Raw genomic sequence first — 17,674 nt, 5'->3', positions numbered from 1 at the left:
ACCTCTTATATTTTTTGCAGGTTAGCATAACCCGCTACCAACCATTTACTTCCGGCTTGTTCAAAATGAATGTGAATGCGTGCATGTTCACCACTGCCTTCACAGGCCAGCACCACTCCCTCACCAAACTTCTGATGAAACACCTGCTCTCCAGGTACATAACCCGCTTGCTGATGCAGAGCCGCCTGCATACAGGATTCACCCAACTGTCGTGTCGGTTGAACATCAGCTTGCGCATGATTCATCCGCACCCAATGCACACATTCATCGGGAATCTCCCGTAAAAAACGCGAAGGATGAGGATAAAATTCTTGACCATGCAAGCGACGACGGCTGGCATAGGTCAAGGTCAGCGATTGCTCCGCGCGCGTAATGCCCACATAGGCCAAACGGCGCTCTTCCTCAAGTCGGTAGGGCTCCTCTAGCGACTGCTGTGAAGGAAACAGCCCCTCTTCCATGCCCACGATCATCACCTTAGGAAACTCCAAACCCTTAGCCGCATGCAAGGTCATCAGCTGTACAGCCGTCTCGCCTGCTGAAGCCTGTTGCTCTCCAGCCTCTAATGAGGCTTGTGCCAAAAACTCAGCCAAGGGTGAAAGTTCTGACGCTTCTTCCTCATCCAAAAAGTTGTCTGGCGCGTCGTCTGAAGTTTCAAACTGCGAGACCGCATTGATCAACTCATCCAAGTTCTCCAAACGCCCTTGTCCCTGCTCAGAAGCCTCTTTTTCAAAATAGAGCTGTAACCCTGAGCGGCTGATCACCTGCATCACCAAATCTTGTAATGTTTCCGGCTGGCGTGCATCGAAGTCCTCAATTAATGAGAGAAACCCTTGCATGGCTGTGGCTGCTCGAGCGGTCAGCCCTTTTTCCGCAATCATTTTCTGCGCAGCGGCCCATAATGAAAGATTCTGTTCACGCGCCACCGTCCGAATCTTATCTGCAGTTTTGGCGCCAATCCCCCGCGGAGGGTGGTTGTGAACCCGCTCAAAAGCAGCATCATCATGCCGATTCAGTACCAGCCGCAAATAGGCTAAAACATCTCGAATCTCAGCGCGATCGTAAAAGCGCAGGCCGCCATAAACCCGATAAGGAATCTGTGCTTGTAACAACGCCTGCTCCAACACCCGCGACTGTGCATTGGAACGATACAACACCGCCACTTCATCTCTCGCACCGCCCTGTTCACACCACTGCTCGATTTGATGGCACACATAGCGCGCCTCATCCACCTCATTAAAGGCTTCATAAATCTCAATCGGCGCACCCTCTTCACCTGCCGACCATAGATTTTTCCCCAGACGCGTTTCATTATGCGCGATCAGTCCATTGGCCGCCTTCAATATGGTATTGGTTGAACGGTAATTTTGCTCTAAGCGAATCACCTTAACGTCGGCGAAATCTTGATCAAACTGACGGATATTTTCGATTTTTGCCCCCCGCCAACCGTAAATCGATTGGTCATCATCCCCCACCACAAACAGCTTGCCTGTGCCACCTGCTAAAACACGTAACCACGCATATTGCAAGCTGTTGGTATCTTGAAACTCATCCACCAAGATGTGACGAAACCGCTGTTGATAATGCACCAATAGAGCCGGATTTTTTAACCACAGCTCATGGGCGCGCAATAACAACTCTGCAAAATCGACCAAACCTGAACGCTGACACTGCGCTTCATAAGCTTGATAGATCTGCACCATCTTTTTCACAAAAGGGTTGTTTTCCGGGTCAATATGGTGCGGACGGCGTCCGGCCTCTTTCTCACCATTAATAAAAGCTTGTACTTGTCGATGTGGCCATTGCTTCTCATCTAGGTCCATCGTCTTCAGCAGGCGCTTAATCACGCGCTTTTGGTCATCACTGTCGAGAATTTGAAAATTTTGCGGCAACCCCGCCTCTTGATAATGTCGACGCAGCAACTGATAGGCAATGCCATGAAAAGTACCCATAGTCACCTGTTGGGCTTGCGAGCCAATCATCTGCTCCATCCGCCCACGCATCTCCGCAGCCGCCTTATTGGTAAAGGTCACCGCCAAGACATTATAGGGCGAGGCCCCGAGCACCTGAGTTAACCACGCGATGCGATGAATTAAAACGCGCGTTTTTCCGCTACCAGCACCGGCCAAAATCAACGCATGGGTTTCATCTAAGGTCACCGCCTCGCGTTGCGCTTCATTTAAACCTTCAATAATGTGGGAAATATCCATCTAAATTCCATTAATTTACAATGAATGCTTGCAATTTAATTTCAAGCAATGTAATAATTACAAAATAAAAATTTTCTTTTTGTTGACTTTGTCATATTATTGCAACGACAAAGTCACTAAAATCAGAATCACACTCCTGAACGCCCCTCAACTTTTGCGAATGTTTAAGAACCTTCATTGCGTTTTTAACTATGGCCTCAGGAGTATCATTATAATCGTTAGGAGAGATACATGAGTGAACATATTACTGCAACCAGTGATGCAACCTTTGAAGAAGATGTCCTAAAGTCTGACATCCCCGTTTTAGTCGACTTTTGGGCTGAATGGTGTGGACCTTGTAAAATGATTGCCCCAATTTTGAACGAAGTCGCGCCTGAGTACGCCGGCAAAGTAAAAATCGTCAAACTCAATATTGATGAAAACCCAGAGACGCCACCTAAGTATGGGGTTCGTGGGATTCCTACTCTAATGCTATTCAAAAATGGTGCTGTCGATGCCACTCAAGTGGGCGCGCTTTCCAAGTCTCAGCTCACCAGCTTCTTGGATAACAATCTATAAAACATGCTTTCTATTGCTGAAGGCAGCAGTCCTTCAGCAAATCACCTTCTTCAACTTTTCCGTCACTGCTTTTCACAATAACCCTAAACAACTCAATCAATAGACAAGAAACTATGCACTTATCTGATTTAAAGAAAAAATCTGCCGCAGAACTTTTAGACATCGCAAATGAACTCGGACTCGAGAATGTCGCACGTCAACGCAAGCAAGACATCATTTTCGCCATCCTCAAAGCCCAAGCAGCCAATGGCGAGGACATCTATGGCGAAGGCGTTTTAGAAATCCTACCGGATGGTTTTGGTTTTTTACGTTCTGAAGAAGGTTCCTATTTGGCAGGTCCGGATGACCTCTATGTCTCTCCTCGACAAATTCGTCGTTTCGGATTACGCAAAGGGGATACGATTTTTGGCAAAATTCGTCCACCAAAAGAGGGCGAACGCTATTTTGCCCTGCTCAAAGTTGAACAGATCAACTTTGAACCCCCTGAAATGGCACAGAAAAAGATTGCATTTGAAAACCTCACCCCATTACACCCTACCGAAAGGTTGCGAATGGAGGTCGGCAACGGCAGTACCGAAGATATTACGCCCCGCATTATCGATATTGCCGCACCCTTTGGTAAGGGACAGCGCGGTTTGATTGTCGCGCCGCCAAAATCAGGGAAAACGGTCATTCTGCAGCAAATGGCCCAGTCGATTGCAGAAAACCACCCTGAATGTTACTTGATTGTGCTGCTGATTGATGAACGCCCAGAAGAGGTCACCGAAATGCAGCGCACCGTTAAAGGCGAAGTCATCTCCTCTACCTTTGATGAGCCAGCCACTCGCCATGTGCAAGTGGCCGAAATGGTAATTGAAAAAGCCAAACGACTCGTCGAACACAAACGCGACGTGGTGATTTTACTTGACTCCATTACCCGTTTAGCACGCGCTTACAATACAGTGGTCCCAGCCTCTGGCAAAATTCTCACCGGCGGGGTCGATGCCAATGCCCTACACCGTCCTAAACGTTTTTTTGGTGCCGCGCGTAATATTGAAGAAGGGGGCTCTCTAACCATTATCGCCACCGCCTTGGTTGACACCGGCTCTAAAATGGATGAAGTGATCTTTGAAGAGTTTAAAGGAACCGGGAATATGGAACTGCACCTTTCTCGTAATATCGCTGAAAAACGTATTTTCCCAGCGATCAATATCACCAAATCCGGTACCCGAAAAGAAGAGCTGCTGCTCACACCTGAAGAGTACCAAAATATTTGGATTCTCCGCCGCTTCTTACAGTCTATGAGTGAGGTCGAGGCGATTGAAACATTGATCGAACAAATGAAAGTCAGTAAAACCAACCAAGCGCTTTTTGCTTCAATGAAGCGATAAAAGCTTGCAAAACAAATAGAAGCAAATTATAATTCCTCTTTTATAAAAAACATATAACGGAATTGTCACTATGAAACCAGGCATTCACCCAGAATACAGAGAAGTCGTTTTCCAGGATATTTCAACTGGCACCACTTTTTTAACTCGCTCAACCATCAAGCCTAAAAATGATGAAACAATCACCCTTGATGGTCACGAGTATCCTTTGATTCGTGTAGAAGTTACTTCAGCTTCTCACCCTTTCTATACAGGTCAACAGAACCTTGTGGATACCGAAGGACGCGTGGAAAAATTCCGCCAAAAATATGGCATGCGCGGCAAATAATTTTCACTCCTTCTTTACCCTCCTTAAACCGCCTTTTGGGCGGTTTTTTTATCCAATTGAACTCATCCCTTTTTAACAGTAGAATAAACGCATTAACAACCTTTGCTTCATAAGGACTATTTTTGTGCGCCCTGCCAGCCTATTCTTTAGCTTATTACTCGTCCTACCAACGCTCGCCTTTGCGGAGATGCAAGATTGTCAGCCCATTAAAATCGATAAATGGGTCAAAATGGATTATGCCACCGCTGGCAATAAAATGGTTGCAAAAGGCGTCACCTATCAACTCAATGGCCTCTATGCGCCCTTAAGAGCGCAAAAAAGCAAATTTTTTCAGCAACATGGACAACCGCTTGCCAAGACCGCACAAAAAACGCTCAATCAAATTCTGGCCGATCACGATCAAATGGTGGGCATAGAATATGACAAAGTTAAAGTCGATAAGTTTCTACGCGTTAAGTTTCACGGCTATGTTAAAGAAGGCAAACGACTGATTTCAATTGAAAAGCTGATGATTGAACAAGGGTTGGGGCTTTTCTTACCTGAAGCAGAAAACAGCCGTCATGCCAAATGCTATCTTCAAGCCGAAGCGGATGCGCGCAAAAATGTGGTGGGTTTATGGGCGGTAGAAAAAAAATATCCCCAGCTCCATTTTCCACTCGTTCAAAGCTCGCAATTGACATTGGATGATATTGGCTTTCGCATAATCCAAGGGCCGATTAAACAAGTTTGGAAAACAAGTAATAACTATATTATCAATATGGATACTACCGGCATTCGTATTAAGAAAAAAGATTGGCACCGTTTTGATTACCAAAAATTGAAAGCGCTTCAAGGGCAAACAGTTGAAGTGCGAGGCTATGGGTTTATCTATAATAAAGCCATGTATGTGGTGATTCAGAGCCCCAATGCCATTAATCTATTAGATGCTTTACACAATCAGCCCTAAAGCCAAAAGAAAAATCAGTTAAAATAATGCTTTTTTCTTCATAGAGAACCTTTGCCCCCTTTCGGCAATGCTAAGCAATAAAAGCCTCTTTAAACTAGGAATTGAGAATGGCAGAATTACAGAACGATCGTTTTTTACGCGCCCTATTAAAACAACCTGTCGATCGCACCCCAGTCTGGATGATGCGACAAGCTGGGCGTTACCTTCCTGAATATCGCGCGACACGAGCCAAGGCGGGTTCATTTATGGATCTATGCCGAAATAAAGAGCTGGCTTGTGAAGTCACTTTACAGCCATTAGAACGCTATCCATTGGACGCGGCCATTCTTTTTTCCGATATTTTAACCATTCCTGATGCGATGGGGCTTGGCTTACGCTTTGAAGCCGGCGAAGGCCCCGTTTTTGACCACCCTATTCGCACCCAAGCCGATGTAGACAAACTGCATGTCCCCGATATGCAAGATGATTTAGGCTATGTGATGGATGCGGTAAGCACCATTCGCAAAGCGCTTAATGGCCGCGTCCCTTTAATTGGTTTCTCAGGCAGCCCATGGACCTTAGCTACCTATATGGTAGAAGGCGGCTCTAGCAAAACCTTCTCAAAAATCAAAGCGATGCTGTTTGACCAACCAGAAATGCTGCATCAAATTTTAGAGGTCCTTGCAGATTCTGTCACCGCTTACCTCAATGCGCAAATTGAATCTGGCGCCCAAGCCGTGCAGATTTTTGATACTTGGGGCGGTGTGCTCACCCCTCGTGACTATCAAGCCTTCTCTTTGCACTATATGCAGAAAATTGTCGATGGGTTAATTAAAACGCGTGAAGGCAGAGAGATCCCAGTGATCCTCTTTACCAAAGGTGGCGGATTATGGCTGGAATCGATGGCAGAGACTGGTGCACATGCCTTAGGCGTAGATTGGACCTTAGACCTCGCTGATGCACGCGCTCGCGTGGGCGATAAAGTGGCATTACAAGGCAATATGGATCCCACTGTACTTTACGCTTCACCGGAACGTGTCCGTCAAGAAGTGGCGACCGTATTAGAAAGTTATGGTCAAGGCACTGGACATGTCTTTAACCTGGGGCATGGTGTACACCCAGAGATCAACCCTGAAACGGTGGGCGCTTTTATTGACGCAGTTGTCGAACTCAGCCCCAAGTACCATCCATAAGCCATCCATTAAAAAGCCCCTTACGGGGCTTTTCTCTGCTCAAAAAACTTTTAATGAGCTTATTTCTCCTCAATCTCCATTTTTTGCGCCGTCTGCATCGCTTTAAGCATGGCTTGGGAGATATCTTCAGAGGTGATGCCATCAGGTAAAGACTCTGGCACCTTTCCTTGCTCTAAGGTCAGCACTATTTGCAAGACTTGCCCCAGTGGGCCTTTATGGGATAATAGTGCAGCTTCCACATCTGAACTCAATTTCATTTGCGCCAACAGCTGCTCTAATGGCACATCCATCATGGCTTCTAAAGTTGAGAATAAGCCTACCGTATAATACGTCTCTTTTGCAGGTTGACCTATTTTTTCGCCAATCAGTTCGCAAAAGGTAGCTCTAACCAAAGCTGTTCTAAAGAGTTCAGGGGGTTTATCTTCTAACATTGTCAAGACTAACATACCGCCCCAACATTGCAACCGTTTCAAACCAAACCTTAATACGGCATCGTGAACGGAGTGCAACTTCTCACTCTGCATCCCACCTAAAAACTTTATCAGTTTTTCACTGAGCGCCACATCTTTAGAGATCACCTGACTGACTTCAACTAAACTCACATCGGGATCATTCAGTTTAGAGAGCAGTTCTAATACACTCAATTTGGAAGGTGGAATTGCTCTACCTTCGACAATTTTGGGCTTGGCAAAAAAATAGCCTTGAAAATAATCATAACCTAGACGGTGACAAAAAAGATATTGCTCTTCGGTCTCTACTTTTTCCGCAAGCAGCCGAATTCCCTTATTCTTTAATCTTTGCGTATGCTCAATCAGTTTTCGCGGACCCGCCTGCAAAATATCCACTTTAATCAGATCTGCGACATCCTCTAATGGTTGAAGCTCAGGGTGAAAGATATAGTCATCTAGCGCAATGGTAAAACCATGACTTCTCAGTTCTTTTAATCTTCTAATCAACGCTGGTGTCACATGAACATCTTCCAGCACTTCAACCACCACATTTTTTACCGGTAAAATATGACGCACCTGGCGGTTCAATAAACCTTCAGTCAAATTAACAAACGCTTTTGCCTCACCCACCAATTCATTTAGGCCGAACTCACCCAACGTATTCATAATTACCTGAGTAGTGGCTTCTTCCCCATTCAGAATATTGGCAATATTCTCACCCTTACCATTTCTAAAGAGCAATTCATAAGCATAGGTACGAAACTCTCGATTAAAAATGGGCTGCTTAGCAATATAGATCTCTTGACTATACATAGTCGTCCTTTTTTTATTCAGGTGCCACCAACTCTTTTAGTGGTCCTTTTTTATTCAGGTGTCACAAATTCTTTGGGCATCTCTATCTCCTCCCCCCCAAATAAAAATTTCTCCATCTCTTCTTTTAAAAATGTTTGCGCTTTAGGGTCTAAACTCGAAAGGCGATATTCATTGATTAAAATGGTTTGCTGATTCAACCATTGCTTCCACGCCTCTTTAGAAATATTCTCATAGATTTTTTGTCCTAAAGGTCCTGGAAAAGGCGGGAAATCTAACCCTTCTAAGGTTTCGCCCATTTTGACGCATTTGACTTTTCGACTCATTGTTAAAACACTCCTTGAATTGTCTTCTTAATCGGGGCAGGTAACCCCATTTTTACAGCACTTTGTCGGCTGACCCACACCCCATTATCCGCTTTTATCGAAATGGAATCGGATAACACCACCTTCACAGGGTGTAACCAAAGATGATAATGCGTAAAGGTATGCTTAAATTCTGTTTGTAAATCCCACTTTGCCTTTTTTATCAATTCTATCAAATTCTTAGGGACATCACTAGGAGAATCCTCATTGATTTCAGATTGTGGCAGACACCACATCCCTCCCCAAATCCCGCTTTGAGGCCGCTTTTGCAGCCAGATACGCCGCTGCGGATCCTCAATGAGCCAAAAGCGCGCATGGCGTTCAGGTTTTTTGACTTTTGGCTTCGGTTTTGGATAGAGATTGACCGCTTGCCGTTGAAACGCAAGGCAGTTTTGTTGCCAAGGGCACTGGTCGCAATTCGGCTGGCTGCGACGGCATACCGTCGCCCCCAAATCCATAATCGCTTGCGTATAGTCATCAAATCGCTCCGCTGGCGTCAGCTGATCCGCCAACTGCCAGAGCGCCTGTTCGGTCTGTCGCTCACCTGGCCAGGTTTCAACGGCTTCTAAACGCGCCAAAACCCGTTTGACATTACCATCCAAAATGGGAAAGCGCTGTTGCCCAGCAATGCTTAAAATCGCCCCCGCAGTCGAACGGCCAATGCCTGGCAATGCCATCATTTCTTCAAAAGTTTGCGGAAATACGCCTCCATACTGCTGCACAATCTGCTGTGCCGCCTTGTGTAAATTGCGTCCCCGCGCATAATAGCCCAATCCCGCCCAATACGAGAGCACCTCCTCTTGTGACGCGGCGGCTAAATCCTGAAGTGTCGGAAAGCGTTCCATAAAGCGTTGATAATAAGGAATCACCGTCTGCACTTGCGTCTGTTGCAACATAATCTCTGAGACCCAAACCCGATAGGGCGTTTTATCCTGCTGCCAGGGCAAATCATGACGCCCATACTGGTCAAACCAGTTTAATAAGGCGTGTGACAATTCTGTAGCTTTCTCAATATTTTTAAACTGCATCATTCGGATAGGTGCTCAAATCAGTTATAATGGACACTTATTATAGTTGAAGCTCAAAACCATGATTACAATTACCGTTAATGGAAAGCCGCACCAATTAGAGGCTTCAGCCACCGCTGAAACTTTGGTGAAAAAACTTGGATTAGAGGGCAAACGCCTGGCGATGGAACGCAATGAAGAGATCATCCCGCGCAGTGAATATACAAAAACGCCCTTGCAGGATGGCGATAAAATCGAAATCATTCATGCTGTGGGCGGTGGATAGCGTCGGTTAAAACACACTCGCCTCAACCCCAAATCCCTTTTACCCTTATTTTGGAGAAACGCATGTCAAATCAAAATGATACCTTTACAATTGCTGGAAAAACCTATCAATCACGCCTACTTGTGGGCACCGGCAAATACAAAGACATGACGGAAACGCAACAAGCGATTGAAGCCAGTGGCGCTGAGATTGTGACCGTAGCCATTCGCCGCACCAATATTGGACAAAACCCAGATGAACCCAATTTACTGGATGTGATCCCACCTGAAAAATATACCATTCTACCCAATACTGCTGGCTGCTATGATGCCGAATCGGCTGTACGCACCTGTAAATTGGCGCGCGAACTGTTAGATGGACACAACTTGGTCAAGCTAGAAGTGCTCGGCGATCAAAAGACCCTCTTCCCCGATGTGATTCAAACGCTGAAAGCGGCAGAAGCGTTGGTGAAAGATGGCTTTGATGTGATGGTTTACACTTCTGATGACCCATTGATTGCGAAAGAGCTCGAAGAGATTGGCTGCTGTGCGGTCATGCCTTTGGCTGCCCCAATCGGTTCGGGCTTGGGCATCCGCAATCCACATAATATTCGTCTTATTATAGAAAATGCAAATGTGCCTATTTTAGTGGATGCGGGTGTGGGAACCGCTTCGGATGCAGCGATTGCCATGGAACTCGGTGTGGACGGTATTTTGATGAATACCGCCATTGCTGAAGCGAAAAAGCCTGTGTTGATGGCTTCTGCAATGAAAAAAGCGGTAGAAGCGGGACGCGAAGCCTTTTTAGCCGGCCGCATGCCTAGAAAAGCCTATGCCTCCGCCTCTTCCCCCCTTGATGGGACTTTCTTTTAAGATCTCATTATGACAACGGAATCTATTGAACCGCAAAAGCGGCGCATTAAAAGCTTTGTTTTGCGCCAAGGCCGGCTTTCTAAAGCACAACAGCGTGCCCTAGAAACTCAATGGCCAAAATTTGGTGTAGACTTTCAACCGCAAGTTTTAAACCTTTCCGAACTTTTCGGCCGTCAAGCGCCGACCTATTTGGAAATCGGTTTTGGCATGGGGAAAAGTCTTGCTGAGATGGCGCAAATGCGGCCTGAGCATAACTTTATTGGCATTGAAGTCCATCGCCCAGGCGTGGGCGCACTGCTAAAAGAGGTGGAAGAGCGCCATTTAAACAATGTTCGCGTAGTGAACCATGATGCCGTCGAAGTGCTTGAACAGATGATTCCCGATCAAAGTCTTGCCGGCGTTTATCTCTTTTTTCCGGATCCTTGGCATAAAAAACGTCACCATAAACGCCGCATTGTCCAACCCGAATTTGTCGCCCTGATTGCTCGCAAACTGCAAGCGCAAGGCATTTTCCATATGGCGACCGATTGGGAAGATTATGCCCACCATATGATGGAGGTCATGACTGAAGCGCCAGATTTTGAGAACACCCAACCGCCGATGCAATTCACCCCCAGACCAGATGATCGCCCGCTGACAAAGTTTGAAACGCGTGGCCAACGACTTGGGCACGGCGTGTGGGATTTAGTGTTTCGTAAAAAAGCGCACTGAGCCAGTTTTTACCTGTAACGTCCTCTCTTACTAGGTCTCGAATGCTCTTTTATTGCGCGTCACCTTTTGTACATAGCGGCGCGCTTCTGCATATTTTAAATGATGCGTTAAATGCGTATAAACCTGACTTGGGCTCATGCGATTAATGCGCGCAATCGCACTGGAACGGCTTGAAGCAAAGGCTTTAAACACATTCCCCGCCCCAGTATTGTAAGCCGCAATGGCACAATACTCTCTTGACTTGGGATGTTTAATTTTCACCAAATAACGGTAATGCAATAGATAGAGATAAGCACTGCCCATTTCGATATTTTTATGCGCCTGAAAGAGATAATTTTTGCTGGGAATACCATCCTTTTTAAACAAAAAGCGGTGTGCATCACGCCCTGCCGAGCGCGGTACAATCTGCATTAAACCAAACGCCGGAATCGGACTCATGGCATAGGGGTTAAAGCTGCTTTCAGTTTTAATAATGGCAAAAATCAATGCCTGATCGAGTTTAAAGCGCTTGGCATTATATTTCACCGTCCCGGCATAACGGTGCGCCTGGTCATCCTGATAGTGCTTCTCCATAGCAAAGGTGACAAAATAGCGCCGCTTACCATGGTAAATATCTTGATGATACGCTTTTTTCAGCAAATATTTGGCATACTGATTCGCTCGCCATTGGGTATGGATCGGCTTATGGTATTGGTCCTTGACCAATGGATAGAGAAAAGGTTGACCTTTTAAGTCGACCGCTTTATCAGAAAGCAAATCGACTTTTTGCGGATCTTCTGGGGTCAGCAACGTGGTGATAATCGCTTTCTGCAAAGCTTGCTTTGGGCTGGATTTTTCTAAAGTCTCAACCCGAATCTGACCCGTCTCAAAATTGATAATGGCACGCGTCTGATATTTGTCTAAATACTTCACATACTCTTTGGGAGAAGCGACTTTCTGATCGCCCCACTGCTTGGCTAACCTTTGCACCAATAGCGACACTTGTCGACGCAGTAACCGATCCACTTCTGGAAGGCCGGTCGCAGGCAGTTGACTCATCACCGCACCCGGCACATTCCCTCGATAAAGACTTCTGCCAGTTGAAACAGAGCGACGCACTTCAGTTGGTGTACAGGCAGCGAGCAAGCCCACACCGCCCAAAAGCGTTGAAGCTTTTAAAGCGGTCTGTAAAAAATGACGACGCTTCACCTCCTCCTCACTTTCTTTGAAGAAACTGACCCAATTTTTGCAATATGGCCTGCCGATTTTCTGGACTGTTGAGCAGTTTTTTCACTTCTACTTGCCAAATCGGCTTTTGTAAGGTTCCGACAATTTTAAAAGGCACCACCGCCTGGACTAAATCCTGATCTTTCGGCTTCAGCAAACGTGCTTTTAATGACATATTAATCGCTTGTGAGACTAAATTGACTTGCCCAACGCCTAAAGCTTTATATTGAGAAGCGGTTAAGTCAATCTGTCCGATATAATAAACCCCCTCTCGCACCACACCTTTTAAATTAAGTTTTTGAAAGCGCGTGATAGGTTGCCTGTTTTTCTTATCGGCATACAGCAATTGATTCAGATTGCCCCCCACGAGCTGGCCTTGATTTACCACAAGCTGTAAATTGCCATTCATATGCCCTAACCAAGCTTCTCTATTACTGCCGTGTGTATACAGTCGAAAACGGCCACTGCCCTGTCCATTCAAAAGCGGCTTAACTTCTATATCCTGCCATAATCGCTGCAAATTCACTTGCTCAAAGCGCCCTTCCATTTCATAAGCCGGCGTCTGTCCATTGACATTTAAACGTAACTTACTGCGCCACAGACCACCATAAGGGTTAAAATCAAAAGGCGCAAACGCAAGTTGCCCGTGATCGGCTTGGAAAGTGGTCTCAAGCTGTTTTAGATGCACCCCCTGAATAATTAAGGTGCCCACTTGAAGATGCCCTTCTGCCTTCAATGCCCTTAAAGTAGAGACCGGCACAGCAAAGGGCAAATACACCGTTTCCACCGATTTTTGCACAGCAGGACTGGGGTTTTGAGCATTTTCGCTCAATTTTGCCTTTGACGAAGGAACCTCTCGCTTAGCTTGATAGTAATCTAAATTCAACTGGTCAATATTGAGCGTAAAATTCATCTCCATAGGATCATTGAGAGAACGCTGCTGCTGCCAAATGCGTCCTTTTATATGAGCGCCATCCCAATTTAACGCCAAATCGGTCAACTGCCATCCTTGAGGGTGCCACTGCCAAGAAAACTGTCCAGATAAGTGCGTCAAGGCTTTTTGATGGGTAAAGTTGGGCAGCGACCCGTTGAGATGTCTGGCCCAACTTTTCAGATTCACGTCACTGAGAACAGTGTACCCTTGCCACTGCTGCTGTTTTAAATCTGCCGTAAAGTCCAACACCACTTCCGATCCCAAACCTTTTAAAGAGAGCCCACTGAGCTGCAACTGCCCTTTCTGTGCTTGATATTGCAGCTGCTGAATCGCTAACTGTGCATTTAAAGGGGGTACATGTAATTCTTGTGGCAACCTTAGGTCCACTTTTCCCTGCAATTTTTGCAACTGCCATAGCTGCGACTGACTTAAGTATTGACCTTGTGCATTGAGTGTGACTTTACCCGTCATCGGCGATGGTTCTTTAGGAAGCCAACGTTTAAATTGAAACTGTGCATTCAATGGAAAGGGCTCTTGGGCTTGAAGATCAAATGCCATTAACTGCAACTGCTCTAGGGTCTCAATAGGCTTTTGTTCAGCCGTTTGCAATTGAACCTTACCTTGATCAACAAATAGACTTTTAAGCCGCCATTCCACGGCGGAGGGTGACGATACCGTTTGCGAGGAAGCGCCATTCTTTAAGCTCACAGTGGAAAAATGCCATTGGGCAATCTGTGGAGACTGGGTTAAGTTTACAACCAATGGTTCATAGGCATTGAGTTGCTGCAAGGCTAAGGCCATCTTCCCTTTTGCAAGGGTTAAAGTCCACTGCGGCTGTTGGATCTGCAAGTGGGTAATGCGAATTTTCTGCTCCACAAACAGCGCCCATAAAGAGAGGGCGATCTTCACTTCTTGAATATTGAAGCGGCTGTTTTGCACCGTTGTAGTTAGATAGCGACCATCCAGCCGACCTGCCACATGAGAAACCATTAGGGTTAATGGAAAAGCGTCTGCCTTGATATCCGTCTCCTTCATCTCCAGATAGACCCCTCTTTCCGCCGCCAGCTTTTTCAGCTGGGGTTTGAAACGATTAAAGTCCATCCAGTGAATGGCGCCCCAATACCCTAAAAGCACCAACCCCACAAATAGCGAGGCCATCACCAACGTGCGTTTTATCCATTTAAAAATCTTCATCTTCCATCTCACTTAATGTGTGTTTAACTTTATGCGCCCAATGGAGATCGCCTGCTAACTCATCAAGATGCTGCTGCCTGAAGGTTTCTGCAGACTGAGGGGCTCCTAGAAACCGTCCTTGTATCAGATCACATCCTAAACTTTTGAGCATTAACAGTTGATCTTGAGTTTCCACCCCCTCAATAACCACGGCTTTGTTCAGTGCCAGACAAAGTGCAATCAAACCTTTAACCAGTTGAAAAGCCGCCTCATCTTGTAACAGCCCCTGGGTTAATTCTTGACTGATTTTGACATTGTCAATTTCAGCCAATCGCAATAAAGAAAACGGAAACGCCCCTTTCCCCACATTATCGAGCGTAAGCCCAATCCCTAATCGAGCGAGTTTTTGCAGCTGTGCGATCACATCGATTCGCTCCAATGCAAAATTGGACTCATCCAACTCAAGAATGACCCACTCTGCGGTTAAGTCTCTCTGTAGCAGTTGTCTCTCTAGCCAACGTGGAAATTCAGGATTTTGCAACTGATCTACCCCGACGTTAAACGCCATTTTATAGCCACGCCCTGCTTCAACCAACGCTTGTAAAAAATCTAACGCCCGCTCAATCAACTGACTGCTCAAGGCCTCATTTAAGTCTCGGTTATCGATCCATTTTAACGCCTGCTCTAAACTCATCCCAGCCAAATCCACTTCCGCAGCTGACCACTTTGCCTCTATGCCATCAACTTCTATCTGCTGTATATCGCACACAGGCTCATAGGTCACATGCAGCTGTTCCAACGTTATGGCTTGCTGCAAAGTACGCTCTAACCGTAATCGCTTTCGATTTTCCGCCTCTAAAAACGCATTGTAAAAACGAATGCAGCCACGGCCTGCCTGCTTGGCTTGATACATCGCTTGATCGGCTTGCTCAATCAGTCGATTGATATAGGCGGACAACGCTTCCATTGTTGGAGTTTGTGCGCCACCGCCAACGGCCACACCGATAGAAGCCCCGATTTGCGCCAAACCTTCGGTTAAATGATACGGCTGTGAGAGATGATCAATCAGTTTCTCTGCGAGCGCTTCTAGTTTAGGCAGCGCATTCTGCTCCGGTAAGATCAAAACAAATTCATCTCCACCGATGCGCAGTACCCAATCACTTTTCCGTACTGAGCCCTGCAATCTTTGCGCTACCTGTTTTAACAAGGCATCTCCTGCCTGATGCCCAAGGGTATCATTCACATATTTAAAACGATCAAGATCCACAAACAGCACGGCGACCGGATTTTCAGTGCGCTGAGACTGAATAATGGCCGTTTTAAGAGATGCATTCAGCTGAGAACGGCTAGGAAGTTGCGTCACGGGATCAAAATAGGCGTCTAAGACCTGTTGCTCAATACGATTCAATAGAGCTTGGCATCGAGCGCCTTCGGCTTGATCGACGAGGTGCTGCTGTAAAATCTGTTTGAGTTGATTCAGCATCTGTTCAATGTCTTTCATCATAAAAACTCGGCAACGACATCATTTAAAAATTGCTGCCCACGTGCAGTTAATCCAAAATGGGTCTCGGTTTGCTGCATCAACCCCTTGTCTTGCAAATGTTGCAAGGTGTCCGCCACCTGAGCAAAAGGCAGACCGGTTCGTTGGGTAAAGAGGGCTTTTTCTAGCGGTTGCTGTAAACGCAATGCATTTAACATAAACTCAAAAATCAACGCCTCCGCAGCCACCTCTGTAACGCGTCCGACCGTCTCAATACTGGAGAGTGGCTGTTGCTGACTCTGTTGCATCATTTGCAGATAAGCGCCTGGCGACGCTGGCATCTGAGTACGAATCACACGCTGCTCTGCAGGCAATGTCAGCTTACCATGAGCACCTGCCCCCAGCCCAACATAGTCCCCAAACTGCCAATAATTTAAGTTATGTTGACATTGAAAGTCGGGCTGAGCGTAGGCCGAAACCTCATAATGCTGATACCCCGCCTCGGCCAACTTTTGCTGACAAACCGCCTGCATCTCATCAGCCAACTCCATCTCCGGCAAAGGGGGCGGCTGTCGATAAAACGGGGTGTTGGGTTCCAGCGTTAATTGATAGTGCGAAATATGCGGCGGCGCCAAAGCGATCGCCTGCTCAATATCGGCCACAGCCTGATCCAGCGTCTGATGGGGCAAGGCGAACATTAAGTCTAAGTTAAAATTATCAAAACCAGCGGTTTGCGCCGCTTCAACCGCCCGCTTCGCCTCTTCTGATGAATGAATCCGTCCCAAAGCGTGCAGCTTGTCATTCTCAAAGGACTGTATGCCAATGGACAGGCGATTGACACCGGCTTGGCGAAAACCGGCAAACTTCTCATAATCCACCGTCCCGGGATTGGCTTCTAGCGTAATCTCTATCTCACTGCCAAACCCTAGCCGCATCTTCGCTTGGGTTAAAAAATAACTTAATCCCGCTTCCGACATTAAGCTCGGCGTGCCACCGCCAAAGAAAATGCTCTGTATCGGCCGCCCCCAAATCAACGGTAGGGTGCGATCCAGTTGCTGCAACAGCGCCTCAATATAGGCCGCCTCTTGCCCCTCCGCTTTCAGCGTATGCGAATTAAAGTCACAATAGGGACACTTTTGAACACACCAAGGGTAGTGCACATAGAGCGTTAGTGGCAGCGGCGTAGTGAGCTGCACTGCTCTTTACCTTTCGGTAGCCAGACGGATTTGATCACTCGCCGCCCGCATTTGCGCTATGAGCTGAGCCATCGCTTGGGCGCGATGGCTGATCTGCTGTTTCTTCTGTGCAGGAAGCTCGGCAGCACTTTGACCGGATTCACCCACTTCAAAGATGGGGTCATACCCAAAACCGCCATTTCCCTGTGGTGCCGTTAAAATACGCCCCGCCCATCTACCCAAGCCCACTATGGGCGTCGGGTCTTCTCCATGGCGCAAAAACACCATGGCACAGTAAAAATTGGCCGTGCGTCTGCTTTCTGGAACGCCTTCTAATGCCGCCAACAACTTCTGCACATTCGCCTCATCCGTCGCATTTTCTCCCGCATAGCGCGCAGAGTAGATCCCCGGCGCACCGCGTAAAATATCCACTTCCAAGCCAGAATCATCAGCAATCGCAGGCAACCCGGTTTTTTCCGCCGCAAAACGCGCCTTTAAAATCGCATTTTCAATAAAGGTGTGCCCCTTTTCCTCTGCCTCTTCATTAAAATAATCCGTTTGCGGGCGGACTTTCCAGTTAAGCGGTGCTAAAAGATCCGTCATTTCTCGCACCTTGCCCGCATTGCCAGAGGCTAATACCAGCTCCATT

Annotated in this window: 17 protein-coding genes; 8 read left to right on the top strand and 9 right to left on the bottom strand. The window is 46.7% G+C overall.

The window, feature by feature from the left end; genetic code table 11:
• Positions 1–5: 5 nt before the first annotated feature.
• Complete coding sequence (uvrD, locus tag ACYQ05_RS07325; protein WP_459819756.1) at positions 6–2,207, bottom strand: DNA helicase II; 2,202 nt, start codon at positions 2,205–2,207, stop codon at positions 6–8.
• A 231-nt stretch (positions 2,208–2,438) separates the two neighbouring features.
• On the opposite strand from uvrD, the gene trxA reads away from it, so the two are divergent.
• From trxA to hemE, 5 genes are all read left to right on the top strand, one after another.
• A complete protein-coding gene (gene trxA / locus ACYQ05_RS07320; protein ID WP_459819754.1) occupies positions 2,439–2,765 on the top strand; it encodes a thioredoxin TrxA in 327 nt (108 codons plus the stop codon).
• Positions 2,766–2,878: 113 nt separating this feature from the next.
• The gene (gene rho / locus ACYQ05_RS07315) at positions 2,879–4,135 is read left to right on the top strand and encodes a transcription termination factor Rho (RefSeq protein ID WP_459819752.1); all 1,257 of its coding nucleotides are present in this window, start codon (positions 2,879–2,881) and stop codon (positions 4,133–4,135) included.
• A gap of 70 nt (positions 4,136–4,205) precedes the next feature.
• Complete coding sequence (locus tag ACYQ05_RS07310; RefSeq protein ID WP_459819750.1) at positions 4,206–4,460, top strand: type B 50S ribosomal protein L31; 255 nt, start codon at positions 4,206–4,208, stop codon at positions 4,458–4,460.
• A gap of 124 nt (positions 4,461–4,584) precedes the next feature.
• Positions 4,585–5,406, top strand: coding sequence for a thermonuclease family protein (locus ACYQ05_RS07305; protein WP_459819748.1), 822 nt, complete (start codon positions 4,585–4,587; stop codon positions 5,404–5,406).
• 107 nt (positions 5,407–5,513) lie between these two features.
• Positions 5,514–6,578, top strand: coding sequence for a uroporphyrinogen decarboxylase (gene hemE, locus ACYQ05_RS07300; RefSeq protein WP_459819746.1), 1,065 nt, complete (start codon positions 5,514–5,516; stop codon positions 6,576–6,578).
• A 59-nt stretch (positions 6,579–6,637) separates the two neighbouring features.
• Here hemE and ACYQ05_RS07295 read toward each other — a convergent pair whose 3' ends face one another.
• Genes ACYQ05_RS07295 through mutY form a run of 3 tightly spaced genes read right to left on the bottom strand, consistent with a single transcriptional unit; the run spans position 6,638 to position 9,233 of the window.
• Positions 6,638–7,840: an EAL and HDOD domain-containing protein gene (locus ACYQ05_RS07295; RefSeq protein ID WP_459819744.1), complete on the bottom strand. Its 1,203-nt coding sequence runs from the start codon at positions 7,838–7,840 to the stop codon at positions 6,638–6,640.
• A gap of 50 nt (positions 7,841–7,890) precedes the next feature.
• Complete coding sequence (locus ACYQ05_RS07290; RefSeq protein ID WP_459819742.1) at positions 7,891–8,163, bottom strand: oxidative damage protection protein; 273 nt, start codon at positions 8,161–8,163, stop codon at positions 7,891–7,893.
• A gap of 2 nt (positions 8,164–8,165) precedes the next feature.
• Complete coding sequence (mutY, locus tag ACYQ05_RS07285; protein ID WP_459819740.1) at positions 8,166–9,233, bottom strand: A/G-specific adenine glycosylase; 1,068 nt, start codon at positions 9,231–9,233, stop codon at positions 8,166–8,168.
• Positions 9,234–9,291: 58 nt separating this feature from the next.
• Between mutY and thiS the strand changes: the two genes are divergently transcribed.
• The 3 genes from thiS (at position 9,292) to trmB (ending at position 11,057) form a co-directional block, all read left to right on the top strand.
• Positions 9,292–9,495, top strand: coding sequence for a sulfur carrier protein ThiS (gene thiS, locus ACYQ05_RS07280; RefSeq protein WP_459819738.1), 204 nt, complete (start codon positions 9,292–9,294; stop codon positions 9,493–9,495).
• 62 nt (positions 9,496–9,557) lie between these two features.
• Positions 9,558–10,346, top strand: coding sequence for a thiazole synthase (locus ACYQ05_RS07275; protein ID WP_459819736.1), 789 nt, complete (start codon positions 9,558–9,560; stop codon positions 10,344–10,346).
• 9 nt (positions 10,347–10,355) lie between these two features.
• The gene (gene trmB, locus ACYQ05_RS07270) at positions 10,356–11,057 is read left to right on the top strand and encodes a tRNA (guanosine(46)-N7)-methyltransferase TrmB (RefSeq protein WP_459819734.1); all 702 of its coding nucleotides are present in this window, start codon (positions 10,356–10,358) and stop codon (positions 11,055–11,057) included.
• A 30-nt stretch (positions 11,058–11,087) separates the two neighbouring features.
• Here trmB and ACYQ05_RS07265 read toward each other — a convergent pair whose 3' ends face one another.
• Genes ACYQ05_RS07265 through rdgB form a run of 5 tightly spaced genes read right to left on the bottom strand, consistent with a single transcriptional unit; the run spans position 11,088 to position 17,673 of the window.
• Positions 11,088–12,245, bottom strand: coding sequence for a murein transglycosylase domain-containing protein (locus ACYQ05_RS07265; RefSeq protein ID WP_459819732.1), 1,158 nt, complete (start codon positions 12,243–12,245; stop codon positions 11,088–11,090).
• Between the two features lie 7 nt (positions 12,246–12,252).
• Positions 12,253–14,391: an AsmA family protein gene (locus tag ACYQ05_RS07260; RefSeq protein WP_459819730.1), complete on the bottom strand. Its 2,139-nt coding sequence runs from the start codon at positions 14,389–14,391 to the stop codon at positions 12,253–12,255.
• Positions 14,378–15,874, bottom strand: a complete 1,497-nt coding sequence (locus ACYQ05_RS07255; protein ID WP_459819728.1) for a putative bifunctional diguanylate cyclase/phosphodiesterase — start codon at positions 15,872–15,874, stop codon at positions 14,378–14,380. Before ACYQ05_RS07255 ends, ACYQ05_RS07260 begins: the two co-directional genes overlap by 14 nt.
• The gene (gene hemW / locus ACYQ05_RS07250) at positions 15,871–17,046 is read right to left on the bottom strand and encodes a radical SAM family heme chaperone HemW (RefSeq protein WP_459819726.1); all 1,176 of its coding nucleotides are present in this window, start codon (positions 17,044–17,046) and stop codon (positions 15,871–15,873) included. The genes ACYQ05_RS07255 and hemW overlap by 4 nt, the downstream gene beginning before the upstream one ends.
• A gap of 6 nt (positions 17,047–17,052) precedes the next feature.
• Positions 17,053–17,673, bottom strand: coding sequence for an RdgB/HAM1 family non-canonical purine NTP pyrophosphatase (gene rdgB / locus ACYQ05_RS07245; RefSeq protein WP_459819724.1), 621 nt, complete (start codon positions 17,671–17,673; stop codon positions 17,053–17,055).
• Position 17,674: the final 1 nt, after the last annotated feature.

This window comes from Galenea microaerophila (assembly GCF_054657255.1).
This window is presented reverse-complemented; position numbering and strand designations above follow the sequence as displayed.